This window comes from Niveispirillum sp. (assembly GCF_052437035.1).
GTDB lineage: Bacteria > Pseudomonadota > Alphaproteobacteria > Azospirillales > Azospirillaceae > Niveispirillum.
This window is the reverse complement of record NZ_JBQVOH010000008.1, coordinates 210,520-232,241: the sequence shown is the minus strand read 5'-3', so window position 1 is coordinate 232,241 and position 21,722 is coordinate 210,520. Positions and strand designations below refer to the sequence as shown.

General features: G+C 63.2%; 5 protein-coding genes. 4 read left to right on the top strand and 1 reads right to left on the bottom strand.

Annotated elements, in window-relative coordinates:
- The first annotated feature begins 104 nt into the window (after positions 1–104).
- The 3 genes from ACT6Q8_RS19445 to ACT6Q8_RS19435 all read left to right on the top strand — a co-directional run bounded on the left by ACT6Q8_RS19445 (position 105) and on the right by ACT6Q8_RS19435 (position 17,456).
- Complete coding sequence (locus tag ACT6Q8_RS19445; protein WP_444733614.1) at positions 105–839, top strand: DUF6065 family protein; 735 nt, start codon at positions 105–107, stop codon at positions 837–839.
- Positions 840–1,199: 360 nt separating this feature from the next.
- Positions 1,200–13,280 (top strand): hypothetical protein, encoded by a 12,081-nt coding sequence (locus tag ACT6Q8_RS19440; RefSeq protein ID WP_444733615.1) that lies wholly within the window; start codon positions 1,200–1,202, stop codon positions 13,278–13,280.
- A 60-nt stretch (positions 13,281–13,340) separates the two neighbouring features.
- On the top strand, positions 13,341–17,456 hold the full coding sequence (locus ACT6Q8_RS19435; RefSeq protein WP_444733616.1) for a beta strand repeat-containing protein: 4,116 nt from the start codon (positions 13,341–13,343) through the stop codon (positions 17,454–17,456).
- Here the strand turns inward: ACT6Q8_RS19435 and ACT6Q8_RS19430 are convergent.
- On the bottom strand, positions 17,451–18,314 hold the full coding sequence (locus ACT6Q8_RS19430) for a metallophosphoesterase family protein (RefSeq protein WP_444733617.1): 864 nt from the start codon (positions 18,312–18,314) through the stop codon (positions 17,451–17,453). The genes ACT6Q8_RS19435 and ACT6Q8_RS19430 overlap by 6 nt on opposite strands.
- Before the next feature lie 97 nt (positions 18,315–18,411).
- On the opposite strand from ACT6Q8_RS19430, the gene ACT6Q8_RS19425 reads away from it, so the two are divergent.
- Entirely contained in the window at positions 18,412–21,615 is a 3,204-nt protein-coding gene (locus tag ACT6Q8_RS19425; protein WP_444733618.1) for a ligand-binding sensor domain-containing diguanylate cyclase, read from the top strand.
- Positions 21,616–21,722: the final 107 nt, after the last annotated feature.

Here is a 21,722-nt window from a genome sequence, read left to right as displayed (position 1 = left end):
TGGAGAAACAGCCACGGCTGCCCAGTGGCAGCCCCTTCCGCCCATCCAGCGTGGGCGCTACTCTCCACAGGGTTGCGGGGAGGCCCGCCGGCGAAAGGGGCATCATGAAGCTGATCTGTTATCCGACCCAGGCGGAGGCACCGGAACTGCGCCCCGCACCGGCCACGCGGGCCTGGATGGATGCGACCCCGCAATCCTATGCCTATCGCTGTCTGCCCCTGAATATCGCCAATGCTCATGGTTGGGAGGTGCTGTGCCCGTCCGGTTTCTCGGCATTGTGGGATGGGGGTGGGCTGACCAGTTCCATCACCATCATCCCCGATCCGGGCACCACGGCACCCGCACTCAGCCATTTCGGGGCCGGCATCCTGACCTTCCATGTCCATGCCCTGTTCCGCACGGAACCGGGATGGAGCCTCATGGCGCAGGGGCCCTTCAACGCGCCCAAGGATGCCATCGCCCCGCTGGCCGGCGTGATCGAGACGGACTGGTCGCCCTACACCTTCACCATGAACTGGAAGTTCACAGGTCCGGGCAGACCGGTTCGATTCGAGAAAGGGGAGCCGTTCTGTTGCCTCTATCCCGTCAGGCGGCAATTGCTTCAGGAAACAGAGCCGGAAATCCGGTCGCTGTCGGAGGATCCGGAACTCGCCCAGCGCTATAATGATTGGACGCAGGGGCGGCAGCGTTTCAATGAGGATTTACAGAAGCCCGGCTCCCCGGCGCAGGCCGAGAAATGGCAGAAAAGTTACTACCTGGGGCAGCTTCCCGATGGAAATGCCGGCGACCCCGAACATCTGATCAAGCTTCGGGCGCCGGCGTTTAGCGATAAACGCTAACGATGAGAAAGTTGTTTCTAGCCGGGGTGTGGGGTTGTGGCGTTGCAAACGGCGTAGTAATTTCATCCTCGCAAGCAAAGCCTGTGGCAGCGGGTTTTGCGGGCCAACATATCATGCGGCGCGTAGTCCATTGGGGATGGCATCGCCGCGTGCGCAGGTGGGGCATGATGATCAGCGTGACACGAAAGGCTGACAAGTCAGCTTTGCTACGACGACGGCAACGGTCGCGCAGTCAGTCTCCCTGTATCCAATTGATTTTCCAGAAATAAGCTGACAGGCGCCCATCAGGGTGGGCCTGTCTTTTTGTCATTCCCGGTCGCCCTTTCTGCGGCGTAACCGGCCTCTATGGGGCATCACGTCATGACCGCGACCACGGGCACCAGCAGCAACGACACCCTGAACGGCACATCGGGTCCGGATACGATCTTGGGGCTGGAGGGTAATGATCTGCTGACCGGGGCCGAAGACGCGGACATGCTTGCGGGCGGTGCCGGTGATGACAGTCTGGTGGGCGGCCTTGGTAACGACACGCTTCAAGGCGATGTGGGCAGCGATACGCTGGCCGGTGGCGATGGTTACGACATCGCGCATTACATCTTTTCCGGCAGCAGCTCTGCCGTGAATTTCACGGTCGAGACGGCGGATGGCAGTGGCAACAGCACGCAGGCGGACGGCCAAGACGGTACCGACACCCTGACCGGCATCGAAGAGGTGCAGGTGGTGGGGGGTGCCGCTGCCGACACGCTGGTGGGCGACGCGCGCCGCAATGTTTTGATCGGCGCCGGTGGGGCCGACACCCTGACCGGCGGGGCAGGCAATGACAGCTTTGTCTATGAGACGAATGCCGATCATGGCGCCAGGGACCGCATCACCGACCTGTCGGCAGGTGACAGCGTCCTGGTCTTTGACGAGGAAGGTGCCGACGTCAACCTGTCCACGACCATCCTGTCCGGCAATGATGCCAGTGGCCTGACCCTGGGACAGGTGATGGTGGGCACGCCGTCAGGCGGGGTGACGACGCTCTATATCAAGGCCGCCAGCGGCCTGATCACCATCGATCTGGTAGGCAGCTTCGCGGCAAGCCAGTTCAGCGTCGATAATTCCGAGACTACGGCAGGGATTGCCGTGTCATCGGCCGGACAGAGCCTGACCGGCACAAGTGGCGATGATGTTCTGTTTTCATCCTTGAACGGCTCTACGCTGTCCGCCGGTGCCGGTAACGACACTATCTCCTTCTATGAATATAGCTTGGCCGACGGCGGCGACGGCGATGATGTCATTTATAATGACAGCATTTCCGGCGGTATGTCGGGCACCACGACGATCCTGGGCGGTGCCGGCAATGATGAAATCCGTTCGGTGGGTCTGGCGTCCCTTGATGGCGGTTCTGGCAATGACACGCTGACCGGCTCTGGTAATTCCACCCTGATTGGGGGTACCGGCGACGACATCATTCATGCTTTGGGGACCACCAAAGCCACGCTGGGCGCCGGGCAGGATACCGTCGTCGTTTATACAAGCGCCAATGCGACGGTCACGGATTTTGCCGCCGGTGCCGGCGGGGACCGGATCAGCCTGACCAAACTGAGTTCCAATGAGTCGCCGGCCATCATCAATTTTGATGGCAGCAATCCGTTTGCCAGCCAGCATGTACGGTTCCGGCAGGACGGGGCCGACACACTTCTGGAGATTGACCGTGACGGAACGGGCAGCGCGTACACGTTTACGACGGTGCTGCGTTTGTCCAATGTCACGGCCACGGCCCTGACGGTCGAGAATGTGACGGAAGGGTACAATCCCGACGGGACGCTGCCCGCCGGTCAGACGCTGACGGGCGGGGATGGTGCCGACACCCTGACGGGCGGTGCGGGGCCGGACCAGATCGACGGTGCTGCCGGTGGCGATGTGCTGTCTGGTGGGGGCGGCGGCGATACCATTCTTGGGGGTATCGGCGATGACACGCTTGATGGCGGGCTTGGTAATGACAGTCTGGATGGCGGCGATGGCAACGATCAGGTGACCGGGGGGCCGGGTTCCGACACCCTTATGGGGGGTGCCGGCAATGACCGGATTTGGACCGGCGAAGGCCAGGATACCGTCTGGGGCGGTGCCGGCAACGATACGATTTTTGGCGGTGGCGTCCTGAATGGCGAGGATGGCAATGACAGCATCAGCAGCGTCTATGCCAACCCCACCCTGTCCGGTGGCACCGGCAATGACACGATCTCCTTCTACGAATACGGATCTGCCGATGGCGGCGATGGCGATGATGTCATCAATAATGACAGCATTTCCGGCGGCATGTCCGGCACGACTACGATCACGGGCGGTGCCGGCAATGATGCAATCTGGTCGATAGGTAAGGCATCACTTGATGGCGGTATCGGCAATGACCGTCTGCAAGGCCGGTCGGAAGCGACGCTGATCGGCGGTTCAGGTGACGATACGCTGGTGGTCGAGGTTACGGGGGCGGGGAACAGCGTCCTTTCCGGTGGCGCTGGGTACGACATCGCTTCATATGTCTTCGCCGACAGAAATTCCGCCATCAACTTCACAGTGGCCGCAGCGGATTCCAATGGTGACAGCAGTCAGGCGAACGGTCGTGGCGGCAGCGACACTCTGACCGGCATCGAAGAGGTGCAGGTGGCGGGCGGTTCCGCCGCCGACACCCTGGTGGGTGACGCGCGCCGCAATTACCTGGACGGCAATGAGGGGGCGGACACGCTGACCGGCGGGGCAGGGAACGACACCTTCGCCTATGATATCACCCGGGACCATAGCGGTATCGACCGGATCACGGACTTCGCGGCGGGCGATAATATCGTGTTCTTCCACTCGGGAGGCAGCGATGTGAACCTGTCCACCAGCATTCAGTCGGGCAATGATGCAAGTGGGTTGACGGCGGGGCAAGTGATGGTGGGCACCCCGTCGGGCGGGGTGACGAAGCTGTTCGTGCATACGGGTGGCTCTGCCGGCGTCGTGACTATCGATATGGTCGGCAGTTTCACGGCGAACCAGCTGCAGGTCGATAACAGCGCGCTTGCGGCGAGCGTTTCGATAGCCTTGCCAATCGGCATTGCCCTTACCGGTACGTCTGGAAATGACAGTCTGACGGGCGGGACGGGGAACGATACGCTGTCGGGTGGGGATGGTGCCGATACGCTGTTTGGTCAGGGCGGTGACGACAGTCTTGTTGGCGGCAATGGCCCTGACTTCATGATTGAGGAGTTTGGCAACGACACGCTGGATGGGGGTGAGGGTAACGATTATCTGGAGGTGCGGCGCGGGAACGGTCTGATCCTGGGGGGAGCGGGTAACGACAGTCTGCGTGACATCACGGCGTCGGATGACACAGGCAATGTGACGATCCAAGGGGGAGCCGGGGACGATCTGATTGACAGCGATGGGAACTCGACGGTCACCGGTGGTGACGGTATCGATACATTCAAGCCCTTTGCTGATTTTGACATCAGTCAGTCTGGTATTCCGGCCAATCCCATTACGGTCACCGATTTTGTGGGTGGTGCGGGTGGTGATCGGCTGGACCTTAGCAATCTCCCTGTCTATATCGCGGGATATTCGGGACAGAATCTGTTCACCACCTATGTTCGGCTGCAACAGGATGGTGCGGACACGCTGGTACAGTTTGATCGCGATGGGACCTCGGGGGTGTACAGCTTCGGCACCTTGATGCGGCTTCAGAATGTTGCGGCTTCCACCATTACGGCAGCCAACATTGTCCAGGGCTTCAGCCCCGATGGTTCTGCCAGCAGCGGCATTGCCCTTACCGGTACGTCTGGAAACGACAGTCTGACGGGCGGGACGGGGAACGATACGCTGTCGGGTGGGGATGGCAACGACACATTGTCTGGTGTGTCAGGTGAGGATGTTGTTGCCGGCGGCACCGGTAACGACCTCATGTCGGGTGGGGAAGGGAACGACGTGTTCCTGTACAGCCCGTCCGGTTCGGTTCTGTTGGGCGACGACACCATCACCGATTTCGCCGGCAACGATGTCCTGCGATTTACCGGCGTTACCCTCAACAGCCCGGCCAGCGGTACCGGGGCCAACATCCTGGGCGGCGATGTTCGGGTGGAGACCAGCGGCGGCAATACCATCATCCATGTCGGGCTGGACAGCGCCGGCGGTGCCGATACCAATATCACCCTGACCGGGGTGACCCTCTCCGCCAGCGATTTCGTGGTGCTGAACGGCACCGACCTGGGTTTGAAGGCCTACCAGCCGCAGACCCTGACTGGCACGACCAACCCTGACACCCTGACCGGTGCCGCCGCGGGCGACACGATCAGCGGTCTGGCCGGCAATGATCAACTGGTCGGCGGGTTCGGTGATGATAGCATCAGCGGCGGTGACGGCAACGATACCATCTTCGCAGGCGCGCTTTCCGGGCAGAATAGCGGTTCCGGCACGGACGGCAATGATACCGTCAATGCTGGGGCCGGCGATGATTTCGTGCGTGGGGGCAGCGGCTCCGACAGTCTGGTTGGCGGCGACGGCAATGATTTCCTGTATGGTGCCAACAGCTCCACCCCGCAGACCTGGGACCTGGATGCCGCCGATACGCTGGATGGCGGGGCGGGCGATGACATTCTGCGCGGCAACAAGGGCGATGACCTGCTGCTGGGCGGGGCCGGTGACGACAATCTGCGCGGGGACGCCGGCAGCGACACGCTGAACGGTGGCGAGGGCAATGATTTCGCGTCGCTGTTCTATACCGGGGCCGGCCTGCAGGCCGGGATCAATGTCACCATTGCCGGCTTCGTTTCGGGCCAGACCTTCACCTTCACGGACCCGCTGGGCGGCACCGACACCCTGATCTCTATCGAGAAGATCGGGTTGGGCGGCACCAGTTTCGCGGACACGCTGATCGGCAGCGCCCAGGATGATCAGCTGACGGGCAGCGACGGCGATGACAGTATTGATGCGGGCGACGGCAATGACAGCTATGTGCTGGGCGAGGCGGGGAATGACACGCTGCGCGGCGGGGCTGGTGATGACACGCTGACCGGCGGCTTTGGTGCCGATCTGGTGGATGGCGGGGCCGGCAATGACGTTGCGCTCTATGATTTCAGCATCAATGAAGCGGGCATCACGTTCACCGCGTCGAACTGGGCCAACGGTGCCGGCACCGTGGCCAGCGACACGCTGATCAGCATCGAAGGTTTCTACGTCATCGGCTCCAGCTTTGCCGACAGCATCACCGGTTCCGCCACGGTCGACAGTATCGGCGGCGGCGAAGGCAATGACACGCTGACCGGCGGGGCCGGCGACGATTATTTCGGCTTTGACGGGTCGGGCCAGGTTGCCAATGGCAATGACACCATCACCGACTTCTCCGGCGGGGATCTGCTGAGCTTCCTGGGTCTGACGCTGAACGCGCCTGCGACGGGTGGCCCCACCGGCATCATGCGCGGCGACGTGCGGGTGCAGTCCGGGGGCAACAATACCACCCTGATCCATGTCGGGCTGGACAATGATGCCGGTGCCGATCTGACCGTCACCCTGGTCGGCAATTTCGCGGCGGCGGATTTCGTGCGGATCGGCGATGTCGATCTGGGTCTGAAAGCCAACCAGCCGCAGACCCTGACGGGTACAGCCAATGCAGATTCGCTGACCGGTGGCAATGTTGGTGACACGATCAGCGGTCTTGCTGGCGATGACCAGTTGGTCGGTGGGTTCGGTGATGACAGCGTCAGTGGTGGCGACGGCAACGACTTTATCTTCGCGGGCGCGCTTTCCCCGCAGAATAGCGGTTCCGGCACAGACGGCAACGATACCGTTAATGCCGGAGCTGGCGATGATTTTGTGCGCGGTGGTTCGGGCTCCGACAGTCTGGTTGGCGGCGACGGCAATGATTTCCTCTATGGTGCCAACAATTCCACGCCCCTGACCTGGGACCTGGATGCCGCCGATACGCTGGATGGCGGGGCGGGTGATGACATCCTGCGCGGTAATAAGGGTGACGACCTGCTGCTGGGCGGGGTGGGCGACGACAATCTGCGCGGTGATGCCGGCAGCGACACGCTGGATGGCGGCGAGGGCAATGATTTCGCGTCGCTGTTCTATACCGGGGCCGGCCTGCAGGCCGGGATCAATGTCAGCATTGCCAGCTTTGTTGCGGGCCAGACCTTCACCTTCACCGACCCGCTGGGCGGCACCGACACACTGATCTCTATCGAGAGGATCGGTATCGGCGGCACCGCCTTTGCCGACACGATCATCGGCAGTGCCCAGAATGATCAGCTGACAGGCAGTGACGGCGATGACAGTATTGATGCGGGCGACGGCAATGACAGCTATGTCCTGGGTGACGCGGGCAATGACACGCTGCGCGGCGGGGCTGGTGATGACACGCTGACCGGTGGCCTGGGTGCCGACGTCATTGATGGTGGCGCGGGCACTGACGTTGCCTATTGGGATTATTCGGCGGAAAGCACGGCTGTCACCTTCACGGCGGCCGGCCTGCAGAACGGCGCCGGTACGGTGGGCGGTGACACGCTGACCGGGATCGAAGCGGTCTATGTCATCGGCTCCAGCGTCGATGACAGCATCACCGGTTCCAGCGGGAATGACAGTATCGGCGGCAGTGACGGCAATGACACATTGACCGGTGGCGCCGGTGACGATGTCTTCGGCTTTGATGCTACGGCGGGCCAGACGGACGGCAATGACCGCATCACCGATTTCGGCGGCAAGGACCAGATCTGGTTCCAGGGACTGACCCTGAATGCCCCGGCCACTGGCAGCGGGGCCAATATCCAGCGCGGCGATGTCCGGGTTGAGGCCGGTACGAACGGCACCACGCTGATCCATGTCGGGCTGGACAGCAATGCCGGCGCCGACATGACGCTGGCCCTGACCGGCACCTTCACGGCGGCGGATTTCATCCGCGTCGATGGGGAAAAGCTGGCCCTGGCCGCCAACACGCCGCAGAGCCTGACGGGCGGGAGCGGCAATGACATCCTGTCGGGCGGCAGCCAAAACGATACGATCAACGGCATGGCCGGGGATGACACCCTGTCCGGTCTGGCCGGGTCGGACAGCCTCAATGGCGGCGATGGCAATGACTTCCTGTCCGGGTATAGCGGCAATGAAGGTGTGGGCGGCAATGATGCCGCGGACACGCTGCTAGGCGGCAATGGCAACGACACGCTGCGCGGCTTTGATGGCGATGACAGCCTGGTGGGCGGCGATGGCGATGATAATCTGCGCGGTGACGCCGGCAGCGACACGATCGATGGCGGCGCCGGCAATGACGGCGTCGGTTATCGTTTCGACAATATCGGCCTGAACAACGGCATCAGCTTCAGTGCCTCTGCCGTGGTCGCCAATCAGGCGGTCACCCTGTCCGACGGGCGGGGCGGCACTGACACCCTGAGCAATGTCGAATATGTGATCATCACCGGTTCCTCCTTTGACGACACGCTGACCGGCAGCGGCGGCGGTGACCAGATCACCGGCGGTGCCGGCAATGACAGCATCAATGGCGGCAATGGGGATGATTTCCATCTGTCCGGTGGTGCCGGCAACGATACGATCAATGGCGGCAGCGGTACTGATTACGCTGTCTATGACCTCAGCGCGTCGACGGTCCCGGTACAGTTCGACGGCGGCGCCTTCACGCATGCGTTTGCGGCCACGGTCGCGGATGGGTTGGGCGGCATCGATACTGTCAGCAATATTGAAGGCTTCCTGATCACGGGCGGGTCGGGCAATGACCAACTCACCGGATCGCTGGGTGACGACCTGCTGAATGGCGGTGCCGGCAATGACACGTTGGTGGGCGGGCTTGGTGAAGATCTCTTCTCCTTCGGCGGTGCTGGGTCGGGCACCGATCTGATCCGTGATCTGGGGTCCGGTGACGTCATTCAGGTCACAGGACAGTCCTTTAGCAGCATCACCGACAATGCCCAGGCCAGCAGCCTGGCGGCGGGACAGGTCGGCGTAACGGCGCTGCAAAATGGCGGTACCCGCCTGTCGATCGGGCTTGATGCCACGGCGGGCGCGGATCTGATCATTGACCTGGATGGCAGTTTCACCGCATCCAACTTCACCCTGTCCAACAACAGGATCACCGCCAGCTATACCGCCACGACGGCCACAGGCGATGGTACGGCCAATGTCCTGGCGGGTCGGTTGCTGGCGGACAATCTGAGCGGTCTTGGCGGCAACGATACCCTGACCGGCAATGGCGGCGCCGACACGCTGTCCGGCGGCGACGGCGATGATCTGCTGCTGGGCGGGACCGGGTCGGGCAGCATGCCCACCGCACCTGACCGCGAAGACAGCCTGAGCGGCGGGGCAGGCAACGATACGCTGCGCGGTGGCGATGGCGACGACACTTTGCTGGGTGAGGATGGCGACGACAATCTGCGCGGCGATGCCGGTAATGATGTGATTAATGGCGGTGCGGGCAATGACTTCGTTTCCTACCGCTTTGACGATATCGGCCTGACGCAGGGCGTCACCTTCTCGCTGGCCAATGTGACCAGCGGCACCAGCGCCAGTATCAGTGACGGCCGGGGCGGCACCGACACCGTCACCAATTTTGAAAAGCTGGGTGTGACCGGCAGCAATTTCGCCGACAGCATCACGGGCAGCAGCCTTTCTGATCAACTGTCGGGCCAGGGCGGCAATGACACGCTGGCCGGCGGGGCCGGCGGCGACCTGATCTTCGGGGATGCCGGTGCCGACAGTCTGCTGGGCGGCGATGGTGACGATACACTGTATGGCGGATTGGGGGCCGACACGCTGGAAGGTGGCGCCGGCAACGACGTGGCGGCCTATGATCTGGCCGATGGTGCCACGGGCGGGCTGCTTGTGCGCGTCTCTGCAGGACAGGTGCAGATCAATAACAGCGTCACCGACACCCTGCGTCAGATTGAAATTGTCGAGATTTCGGGCAGCAGCTTTGCCGACACGGTACAGGGCGGCCTGGGTGTCGAAACCATCGCCGGCATGGGCGGGAATGACAGCCTGACCGGCGGCGGCGGCGACGACACCTTCTATTATTATGCCTTTGATCCGTTGGGCAATGGCAGCACCCTGCTGGCCCAGGGTATCGACCGCATCACCGATTTCAGCCCCGGTGACCGCATCACCATCAACGGCCTGACCCTGACCGGCAGCGTCACCAGCGGCAATGGCAGCGCCCTTACGGCGGGCGCGGTACAGGCGGAAATCGTCAATGGCATCACGCGCATTCATGTCGGCATCGACGGAACGGCGGGTGCCGATCTGACCATTGAACTATCGACGGTGGTGGAGGCCGCTAATCTGCGGCTGTCCGGATCGGACATCACCTCGTCCGCCAATCTGGTCCTGACCGGTACGGCCAATGCCGAAAACCTGACCGGTGGCGATGGCGATGACACGATCAGCGGTCTGGCCGGCAATGACTACCTTCAGGGCAAGGGCGGCAATGACAGCATCCTGGGCGGCGACGGCCAGGATGGCATTGATGGCGGGGCTGGCGATGACACGATCGATGGCGGTGCCGGTGATGACAACATCATCATGAACCAGGCCATCGGTGCCGGTTACACCATCGTCCGTAATGGCGATGGCAGCATGACGCTGACCACGGCGGCCAATGGCACCGACAGGCTGAGCAATGTCGAAGGCCTTGCCTTCACCGACGCGTATGTGCGCCTGACGGTGGCGAGTTTCATCGGCCCCGATGGCAATTCCTATGATGGCACCGACGTGTTCGGTGACAGCATCACGGGCGGTACCGGCAATGATTACCTGAATGGCCGCGCCGGCAATGACACGCTGATTGGCGGTGCCGGTGGTGACTATTTCATCGGGGGTGCCGGCAACGACACCATACAGGGCGGCGATAACGGCACGAACCAGCAGGGCAATGTCCTTCTGGACGTGGCCCGGTACGAGGGCAATTTCGCTACCTACACGATCAGTTCGGTAACCAACGGCGGTGTCACCACCTTCACCGTCACCGACAATCAGGCGGGCCAGGATGGGGATGACGGCACCGACACGCTGACTGGTATTGAGGTCCTGAGCTTCAAGGATCAGGGCTTTGTCCGGCTGGTGCCGCAGACTTTCACCAACCAGGATGGCTCCACCTATGTGGAGGGGACGCGCTTCACCGATACCCTGACCGGTACCGCCAACCGCGACAGCTTCAACCCCGGTACCGGCAATGACACAGTGGATGGCGCCGGTGGGGAGGACAATGTCTTCTTCAATACCAGCATCGCCAATGCCACGATCACCAAGTCGGGCAGCGATGTGACTGTCGCCATCGGCGGCGATACCGCCCTGTTGAAGAATGTGGAAAGCGTCAGCTTCACCGACGGCTATCTGCGGCTGACAGCCTATGAGTCGGAGAATAACGGCAACAAGTTCATCGATGGCACCGACTTCGCCGAGACGCTGACAGGCGGTAGCGGCAATGACTATATCCGTGGCAACAAGGGGGCCGACAGCCTGTCCGGTGCGGCGGGCGGTGACCAGTTTGAAGGCGGCCAGGGCAATGACACCATCGATGGCGGGGCCAACGGCACCGATGCCAACGGCTATCCCATCATCGACATGGCTCGGTATAGCGGCAACTTCGCTGATTACACGGTCAGTTTCAGCGGCGGCACCATCACCGTTACCGACAATAATACGTCGGACGGCGATGACGGCACCGACACCCTGACCAGTATCGAGGCGCTGTCCTTCAAGGATCAGGGCTTCGTGCGGGTCACGGTCGCCGTGAATGACATCACGGGCACGGGTAACGGCAATTATTACGAGGGCACCCGTTATAGCGAAGCCATCACCGGCACCAGCGATGCCGATTTCATCCGCCCCGGTCTTGGCGCGGACACGATCACCGGTGGCGACGGCGTCGATACGGTGGCATTGGACTTCACCTACAATTCCGCGAACCTCACGGAAAATGCCGGCACCTTCACCTATACGCAGGGTGGCAACAGCTACACCATGACGGGCGTGGAGATGCTCAGCTTTACTGACCGGACCATCCGGCTGACCACCACCACCGTCGATATCGGCGGCAACAAGATCATCACCGGGTCGGAACGTGCCGATACGATCACCGGTGATACCGGCAACGACAATATCGATGCCGGCAGCGGTGCGGACAGCATCAGCGGCGGTGATGGCAACGACTATATTGTCGGCGGCCCTGGCAATGACACGATTGATGGCGGTGCCGGCATCAACGATGTCGTCCGCTTCAATGGCAATATCAGCGGCTACAGCTTCTCCTATAATGGTGGCACCAGCACCGTCACCATTACCGACATTGATACCAGCAATGGCGATGATGGCACCGACACCATCAGGAATGTGGAACTGGCGGCCTTCAACGACACCGTGACCCGCATCGGTGCCGTCACCACCGTCTCCCAGGATGGGCTGTCTGCCTATATTGAGGGGACCCGCTTCAACGACACCCTGGTCGGCGCCGATGGCCGCGACGATTTCTTTGATTTGGGGGCGGGGTCTGGTGAGGCGGATGGCCTGGGCGGCAACGATACTGTCCGCATCAATGCTAATCTGGAAGACATCAACGTGACGGGTTCCGGACCCTACAACGTCACCATTGATAGCACCACCTTCAGGTTGATCAATATCGAAGGCATTGCAGCCAATGACGGCTATATTCGGCTGGCCGTCTATACCTCCCCCGATGGCAGGACCAAGATCGGTACGGAATTGTCGGGCGGTGACACGATTGAGGGCACGTCCGGCAATGACTACCTGGAAGGTCGGGGAGGAAACGACTCGCTGGTTGGCGGCGATGGTTCCGACGTCTTGATCGGAGGCACGGGCAACGACCGGTTGGAAGGTGGCGACGGGCTGGACATTGCCGTTTATGCCGGGAATTTCAGCAGCTATCAGATCACCGACAATGGCGGTGGCTCTTTTGATATTGTTGATCAGGATACCAGCGCAAATGGCGATGACGGCACGGATAGTCTGGAGGGTATCGAGGCCATCCAGTTTGGTGATCAGTTCGTGCGCATCCTGCAGGAAACTGTGGATATTCCGAACCAGAGCGGCAAATACATCTACGGCACGGTGATCAGCGAAACCATCGACGGCACCAGTTCCGGCGATGGCATCCTGGGCCGTGCCGGTGACGATACGATCAATGGTGGCGGTGGCGGCGATTACGTCGATGCCGGCACGGGCAATGACACCATCAATCTGGGCACGGGTGCTGCTGTTATCCGCTGGGTTACCGGGGATGGCAATGACACGATCAACGGCTTCTCCAGCGATGATGTCCTAAACATCAACGCCACCGTTGCCCGAACGGATGCCAGCCTGTCGATCACCACAAGTGGTGCAGACACGATCATCACCATCGGGGGCACGGCAACCTTGACCCTGGTTGGTTTCACCGGTTTGGCCGACAGCAATTTCGGGACGGGTTGAGGACGGGGCCAGACCCCGCCCCACCACCCCTGACGACGTCTCCCTGCACGGAAGCATAATATGGCCCTGGTTCCTCCCGAACAGAATGTCGCCCCGATCAATACGGTTCCCGGTACCATCCTGTCCGCCACGCAAGGTGCGGCACTGTCCATCACGGGCGTCAGCATCGCGGACAGCACCCAGGACAATTCCATGACCGTCGTTCTGACGGCGTCCAGCGGGACGCTGTCGGCGACAGGCAATGCCAATGTCACGGTGACCAAATCCAACAGCGACAGCACCCTGACCCTGACGGCCAGCAGTGGCTCCGTCGTCAGCAATCTGAATGCTGTTCTCCAGACCCTGACCTACACGGGCACCGCCGCCGGTACCGCCACCATCTCGGTCACCACCACCGACAGCGGCAGCCTGTCGGATGCTGATAACTTCAATATTTCGGTCGCGGCCAATGCCGCCCCGCTGAACAGCGTGCCGGCCAGCATCACTGCGACGGCGGGCACGGCAGTGGCCCTGTCAGGTTCCAACCTGATCAGTGTCAGTGACAGCACCGTTTCCTCCATGACTGTGGTGTTGACCAGCAGCGGCGGCACCTTCACCTCCAGCAGCGGGACCGGGTCGGGAACCGGCAGCCTGACCCTGACCGGGTCGGTCAGCACGGTGAATACTGCACTGGCGGCGGTTACCTTTACCCCCACCAGTTCCGGCACGACCAGCATCAGCGTGGCAACCAGCGACGGGTTGGGCGGCAGTGACAGTGACAGCATCAGTGTAAGCGTCGGGGCGGCGGCCAATAACAACCCCGTCAATTCCGTGCCAAGCACCACCCAGACGGCGACCGAGGATGTGGCCACGACGGTGACCGACGTCTCGGTCAGCGATGCCGACAGTTCCAACACGCTGACGGTTACCTTCACCACCAGCGCCGGCACCCTGTCGGGCAGCAATGCATCGAAGGGCAGCGTCACCTATACGAAGAATTCCGACAGTTCGGTCACGTTCAGCGGGGCGAACCAGACCGACCTGAACAGCGCCATCGACACGCTGACCTTCACGGGTACCGATCCGGGTGTGGCCACCATCACCATGTCCACCAGCGACGGGCAGGGCGGCAGCGCCAGCAGTAGCATTTCCTATTCCGTCACAGCCCCCACCAATACCGCGCCCGTCAACACCGTGCCGGGCACGACGGTGACGGGGGCGACGCGTGGGCAGGCCTTCAGCTTCACGGGCGGCAACGCCCTGTCGGTGACCGATAACGGCACCAGCGTGACCACCACCATCGCCACCAGTAACGGCACCCTGGCCGCCACAGCCAGCGGTTCAGCCAATGTCAGCAATTCCGGTACCGCCACCCTCACCATCAGTGGCACGCCCACCGACGTGTCGAATACCATGGCGGGCCTGACCCTGACCGGCAGTTCCGCCGGCACGGCCACCATCAGCGTCAGCAGCAGCGATGGCAGCCTGACCGATGCCGACAGCTTTGCTGTCACCATCGTGGCGCCGGCCAACACCACGCCCGTGAATAGCGTTCCCGCCACCATCAGCGTGGAGAACGGCCAGTCCAAATCCTTCACGGGCGGCAATGCCGTCAGTGTCACCGACAATGACAGCAGCGAGACGCTGACGGTTCAGCTTTCCGCCTCCAACGGCAACCTGTCGGCCAGCGGCGGCACCGGTACCATCACCGGGACCGGCACCTCATCCCTGACCATTTCAGGCTCCGCGTCAGAGGTGAACACCGCCCTGGGCAACCTTTCCTTCAAGGGCACATCGGCAGGGTCCGGCACGATCAGCATCGTCAGCACGGATCTGGCCAGTGCCAGCGACAGCGACGAGATCACCGTTACCGTGACAGCCGACGCGACCGCGCCGACCACGCCGACGGACAGTGACAGCACGGCCAACAGCGTCTCCACCAGTGCCAGCAACGGCACCGCCGTCGGCATCACCGCCAGTGCCACCGATGTGGTCGGGACCATCAGCTATAGCCTGACCACCAATCCGGGCAGTGCGTTCGCCATCAACAGTTCCACGGGCGTCGTAACTGTCGCCAATGCATCCGCCCTAACGGCGGGGTCAGCCGGCATCACCGTGCAGGCCGCCGACAGCGCCAGCAATGTCAGCAGCGCCAATTTCACCATCACGGTGACGTCGCCGCCGGTGTCGCCGCCGGTCTCCCCACCGGTGTCGCCGCCTGTTTCCCCGCCCGTTTCTCCCCCTGTCTCTCCGCCGGTATCGCCACCTGTTTCACCCCCGGTGTCGCCGCCCGTTTCTCCACCCGTCTCTCCGCCTGTGTCGCCGCCGGTGTCACCCCCGGTTTCTCCACCCGTCTCCCCGCCGGTCTCTCCTCCCGTTTCCCCGCCTGTGTCGCCCCCAACCTCGCCGCCGGTGATCATCGGTGGTTCTTCGGTGGCAACACAGACCGGGACCGACAGCAGCGGTCAGGCGACGACGACCACCACCATCACCCCGGTGTCGGGCAGCGGCGTGACCACGCCCAGCAATGTGCCGCTGGTTACCAGCGGTACCGGCGGCAGTTCGGAAACGATCCTGGCGGTTACGCTGCCGGTGGGGGTTTCCCTGACCGCATCCGGGCGGTCCACGCTTGTGTCCTCCACCCAGGCGGCATCCACGCTGACCAGCGGCCTGACCGGAACCACGGCCAGCGGCGACAGTGTCATCCTGGCGTCGGTCACGGACTTCGCCAGTTCGACCGCCAGCGGCACGGCCCTGGTCGTCCGCACCCTGACGCCGGTTCAGTCCAGCTCCAGCCTTTCCAGCACACCGCTTGTCATCACCGGGGGCAGTGGTTCCACGACCCGCGAGGCCCTGATCATCAATGCCAGCGGTTTGCCGGCGGGGTCGAAGCTGCAGGTGGATGATGTCGATTTTGCCGTGATTACCGGTGCCGTCACCGTGACGGGGGGCAGTGGTGCCAACTTCGTCGTCGGGGATGGCAGCGCGCAAAGCTTCACGCTGGGTGCTGATGACGACACGCTGCGCGGTGGCGGCGGCAATGATTTCGTGGGCAGTCTTGGCGGCAACGACCTGCTCTATGGCGATGCCGGCAATGACACGGTCAGCGGCGGCATTGGCGATGACCGGCTGGTCGGTGGGGCCGGCGGTGATCAGCTTTTCGGTGGCGACGGGTTCGACGTCGCGCGGTTCGACACGATTTTCGCCAATGTCACCATCACGCAACTATCTGATGGTCGGATCTCTGTGTCGGACAAGACGGGCGCGCTGGGTATCGATCTGCTGAGCGGTGTGGAGGCCCTGCGCTTCACCGACCGTGTCGTGCTGCTGAGCGGTGCGCAGGGTGTTCAGGCCAATACGGGCAGCGTCACCGGTTTCAGTGAAACCGCCTATCTTGCCGCCAATCCCGACGTCGCGGCCGCCGTGCGGACCGGGCAGTTCAGCAGCGGCGCCGCCCATTACGCCCTCTCCGGTCAATCGGAAGGACGCCTGACCAACGCCACCTTCGACAGTGCCTTCTATCTGGCGCACAATCCCGACGTCGCCTCGGCGGTGCAGACGGGGGCGCTGCGCAGCGCCTATCAGCATTTCCTGCAATATGGCAGGGCGGAGTTTCGGGCGGCCTCGGCTGACCGCGACTATGATGGCGGGCTGTTCAGTGAGAGTTACTATCTCTCTACCAACCCGGATGTGGCCGCCGCCGTGCAGACGGGCGGGTACCGTTCCGGTCTTCAGCATTACATGCAATATGGCAAGGCGGAGGGCCGGGCCGGGTTCCCGTCAACCAGCCTGCCCCTGGGGCTGTATGACGAAACCTATTACCTGTCGCACAACCCGGATGTCGCGGCGGCGGTCAGTGTCGGCGGTTATGCTGACGGGCTGGAGCATTTCATCCGCTATGGCCAGCGCGAGGGTCGGGAGTTCGGGGCCTTGTTCAGCCCCAGCTGGTATCTGACCCACAATCCGGATGTTGCCGCAGCGGTAAGGACGGGCGCCATCGACAGCGCGCTCTCCCATTACCTGACCTATGGCTGGCGGGAAGGGCGGGACCCATCGGCCTGGTTCGATACTTCCACCTATCTGTCGACCCATATGGATGTGGCCGCCGCCGGGGCCTCCCCGTTGCTGCACTATATCCAGTTCGGCATGGCGGAGGGGCGGGCCATTGCGGCGGCCGATACCGGCCTCTGGCTATAAAGGCAGCACCAGCCGCAGGGCCCGGTCGGGCCCGCGGCCATGGGGCTGCCATTGCCGTGGATAGCCAAGGGACACTTCCTCGAACCGCACACCGTCGCGCCAGTGGGTGGCGGGAACATGCAGATGGCCGTGGATGCAGGCCAAGGCGTTGAAACGCTGGTGCCAATCTTCGGTCGCGGCGGTTCCGCACCAGGGGCTGAAGCGCGGGATGCGGCGCAGGGTCACCAGATCCTGGCGCAGCGGGTAATGGTTGATCAGCACGGTCCGCATGCCCGCCGGCACTTCCCGCTCCAGCCGGGCCCTTGTCCAGGCGACGCGCGCGGCACACCAGTCCTGACGCGTCAGATAAGGATCGGACAACAGGCGCGTCTCATCGGCACTGCGCAGCCGCTTTTCCCACGCCCATTCCAGCACGGTTTCCAGCTTTATCTCCGGCGGTCGGAAAGAGTAGTCGAAGCCTAAGAAAAGCGGGGCCAGCAGCACCGGCCCGCAGGCCCCTTCCCAGACGGGATAGGGGTCCTCCGGCGTGACGACGCCGTGCGTGCGGGCCACATCCACCATGGCCCGATACTTGGCCTCTCCCGCCAGAACCGCACCGTCCGGTCCCTTGACCGTCCAGAGTTCATGATTGCCGGGAACCCAGATCAGGCGGGCGAAGCGGCGGGACAGGAGATCGAAGGCCCAGGCCAGATCATCCGGCTTCTCCGCCACGTCGCCGGCCAGGATCAGCCAATCCGCACCATGGTCGGGCAACGCCTCGATCCCGGTCCGGTTGGCGGACATGGAGAGATGCAGATCGCTGATGGCCCATAGACGCGACGGATTTTCCGTTGTCCCGTCCGCAACCTGAAGCCGCATGGTGAATTCCGTATGGAAATGGTAATCTCTGTTCAATTTGAGGCGGAGGAGCGGTTTGGGCAATGCGGTTGGGCCAACATACGGCTGGATGCCGGCCATGCGTCGGTTCCACAGGCTTGCCGTGCTGTTCCTCTGCATCCTGTTTGGGGTTGGCAGCGTAAAGGCGGCTGACCCCGTCCCTGGTTCACAGGGCGATAGCTACTGGAATGACAGGGCTGAGGTGCTTTTTGAGCGCATCGGTCGTGGTGCTGGCCTGCCCAGCGACATTGTCACAGCCATCGCGCAGGATCGCGCCGGCTTCATCTGGGTTGGCACGCCGGTCGGCCTGACCCGTTTCGACGGCTACCGCTTTCGAGTGTTTCAGCCGGACAGCCGTGACCCATCCTCCCTGCCCGACGGTTATGTCAACGCGCTGCATGTCGATCAGCGGGGGCGCCTGTGGGTTGGCACCAACAATGGCGGTGTCGCCCGCTTCATTCCGGAAACAGAGAGCTTTGCCCGCTATCCGGCGGGTCCGGGCGGGCTGGCCCATCCCACGGCCTACCGCTTCGCGGAAGACCGGGAAGGGAATATCTGGGTGGCATTGCGGTCCGGTCTGGCCCGGCTGGATGCCGATACCGGGGCGGCGGAGAATTACAAGATACAGGATGGCGGCGGGTCCGGTCGCCTGCCGGGCAATGTCGTGCTTGATCTGCTGTTCGACCGGCAGGGCACCCTCTGGGTGGCGACCGACAGGGGGCTGGCCCTGCGCCGTCCGGGACACAGCGCGTTCGAGGATGCACATGATGTGCTGTCACTGCCCAGCATCCCGCCCGATGCCTCTATCACTACCTTGTTCGAGGATGCGCGCGGTCGCGTCTGGATCGGCACGCGCGGCGGCATCGTCGTCTGTCACGATCTGGAAACCGGCATCTCGCAATCCTATGACATGGCCCGTGCCGACGGGCGCATCGCCGACCGTCCGCAGGTCCGGGCCATTCAGGATCTGCGGGTCGATGGCGATGTCAGGGACCGGATATGGATTGCCACTGATCCCGGCGGACTTCTCGAACTTGACCTGGATACCGGGATACTGCGTTCCATCCACCATGACCCCGCCGTACTGGCCAGTATCAGCAGCGATGCCGTGCGCGCCATGCTGCGGGACCGGTCCGGCCTGATCTGGGTGGCGACCTGGGGCGGGGGTGTGAATGTCTACAACCCCGCCAATCAGGGCATTCTGTCCATCTTCTCCTCCCCCTCCCATCCCGACAGCCCCAGCGAGCCGCAGGTGCGCTCCATCCTGGCGGCCAGGGACGGCAAGGTCTGGCTGGGGTTTGAGACGAAGGGCATCGACATTCTCGATCCTGCCACGGGCGGTCGTGTTCGGTTGCCGCCCGGTGGCGCGCCGGGACAGGGATTGCCGCGCGCTAATGTCCTGTCCATGGCGGAGGAAGGCACGGACACCGTCTGGATCGGCACGCAACTGGGGCTGGCGCGCTATTCCAGGGCGACGGGACAGGTGCGGCAGGTCGATTTGCCGGGGACCCTTGCCGGGTCGCCCATCCATGCCATCCTGGTCCGTGACGGTGAATTGTGGCTGGCGACCGATGGGCTGGTCCGGTTTGATCCGCGCAGCGGGGCGGTCACCCATTTCCGCCATGATCCAGATGATGCCACCACCCTGGCCGATGACCGGGTGCGCGTACTGGCGACTGCACCCGATGGGCGCATCTGGGCCGGGACCCATCGCGGCCTGCACCTGATCGATCCGCGTACAGGCCATATCCGCCGGGTACAGAACCGGTCCTGGGACTGGTCCTCGCTGGCCCATAACTACATTACCGGCCTGATCCATGACCGGCAGGGGCGCCTTTGGGTGGGCACGCTGGGCGGCGGGGTCAGTGTGCTGGGCAGCGACCTGTCGGATGAACGGTACCGCTTCACCACCCTGTCACAGCGCCATGGCCTGCCCGGCGACAGTGTGCAGGCCATGGTCATGGACGATGCCGGGCAAATCTGGGTCAGTACCGAGGATGGTCTGGCCCGCATCGATCCCGACACCCGCGCCATCACCGCCGTTGGCTGGGATGATGGTCTGGGTGTGCGGGGGACCTGGGTCGGCTCTGCCGCGCGCCTGAAAGGAGGCGCGCTGCTGTTCGGCGGGCGGGAGGGGTTGACGGTGGTGCGCCCCGCCGCCCTGCGCGGATGGGACTATCAGCCGCCGCTGGTGGTGACAGAGGTTCGTATCGACAACGAACCGATCCCTGCCGCCGCCCTGAACCTCACGGCCCTGGCACCGATGGAGACGGCCATCGGTGCCGCCAAGGTGGCCAAGCCGTCGCAGGCGGCCATCAACCTGCCGGCAGGGGCCCAGACGTTGACTGTCGGCTTTGCGGCCCTGGATTATGCCGGCCCCGGCAGTCTGCGCTACAGCTATACGCTGGACGGGTTCGACAAGGGTTGGGTGGAGGTGGATGCGCTGGGCCGGCTTGCTACCTACACCAACCTGCCGCCCGGCAGCTATACGCTGCGTCTGCGCGCCACAAACAAGGAAGGGGTGTGGGGCAGTGCCACGCGCACCGTTGCCATCACCGTGCTGCCATCCTGGTATCAGACGGGATTGGCGCGGGTGGGGGCTGTGGTGGCCGTGCTGGCCCTGCTGGGGCTGGTGATCCAGGCGCGGACAGCGGCCCTGCGGCGGCAGCGGCGCTGGCTGGAGCGACTGGTGGCGCAACGCACGCAGGATCTTGTCGATGCCAATGCCGAGCTTGAGCGCCTGGCTTCCACCGACGCCCTGACCGGCCTTCTGAACCGTCGCCGGTTTGAGGAGGCCGGTCTGGCGGAGATGGACCGTGCGCAGCGTTATGGCCGTCCGTTCAGCCTGCTGCTGGTGGATCTTGATCATTTCAAGCTGGTGAATGACACGTTTGGCCATAATGCCGGGGACGCCGCCCTGCGCGCGGCGGCGCAGCGCGTGCTGGCATCGGTACGGACCACCGATATCGTCGCCCGCTATGGCGGGGAGGAACTGGCCGTACTGCTGCCCGAAACGGATGAGGCCGAAGCCCGTGTCGTGGCCGAACGCATCCGGGAGATGGTCGGGGCCAAGCCCGTGGAGCATGAGGGCAGCGTCATCGGCCTGACAGCCAGTGTCGGCGGTGCCCAATATGGCCCCCAGGACAATGATCTGGCCCGTCTGACGGGACGGGTCGATGCCGCGCTTTACCGAGCCAAACAGGCAGGTCGCAACCGTGTGGTCTTTGGTGAACGCGACAGCGGGCGGGGCCAGCAGCCGGCCCCATTGTCCGCCCATCAGTAAAGCGTGTACAGGCTCGTTCATCTTTTCCTGGAAAGTGCATTCTTCCCACGCACGGACCTTCCCGTCACTGGTATAAGTATGATGATTTCCCTGTCTCCAGTCCCGGC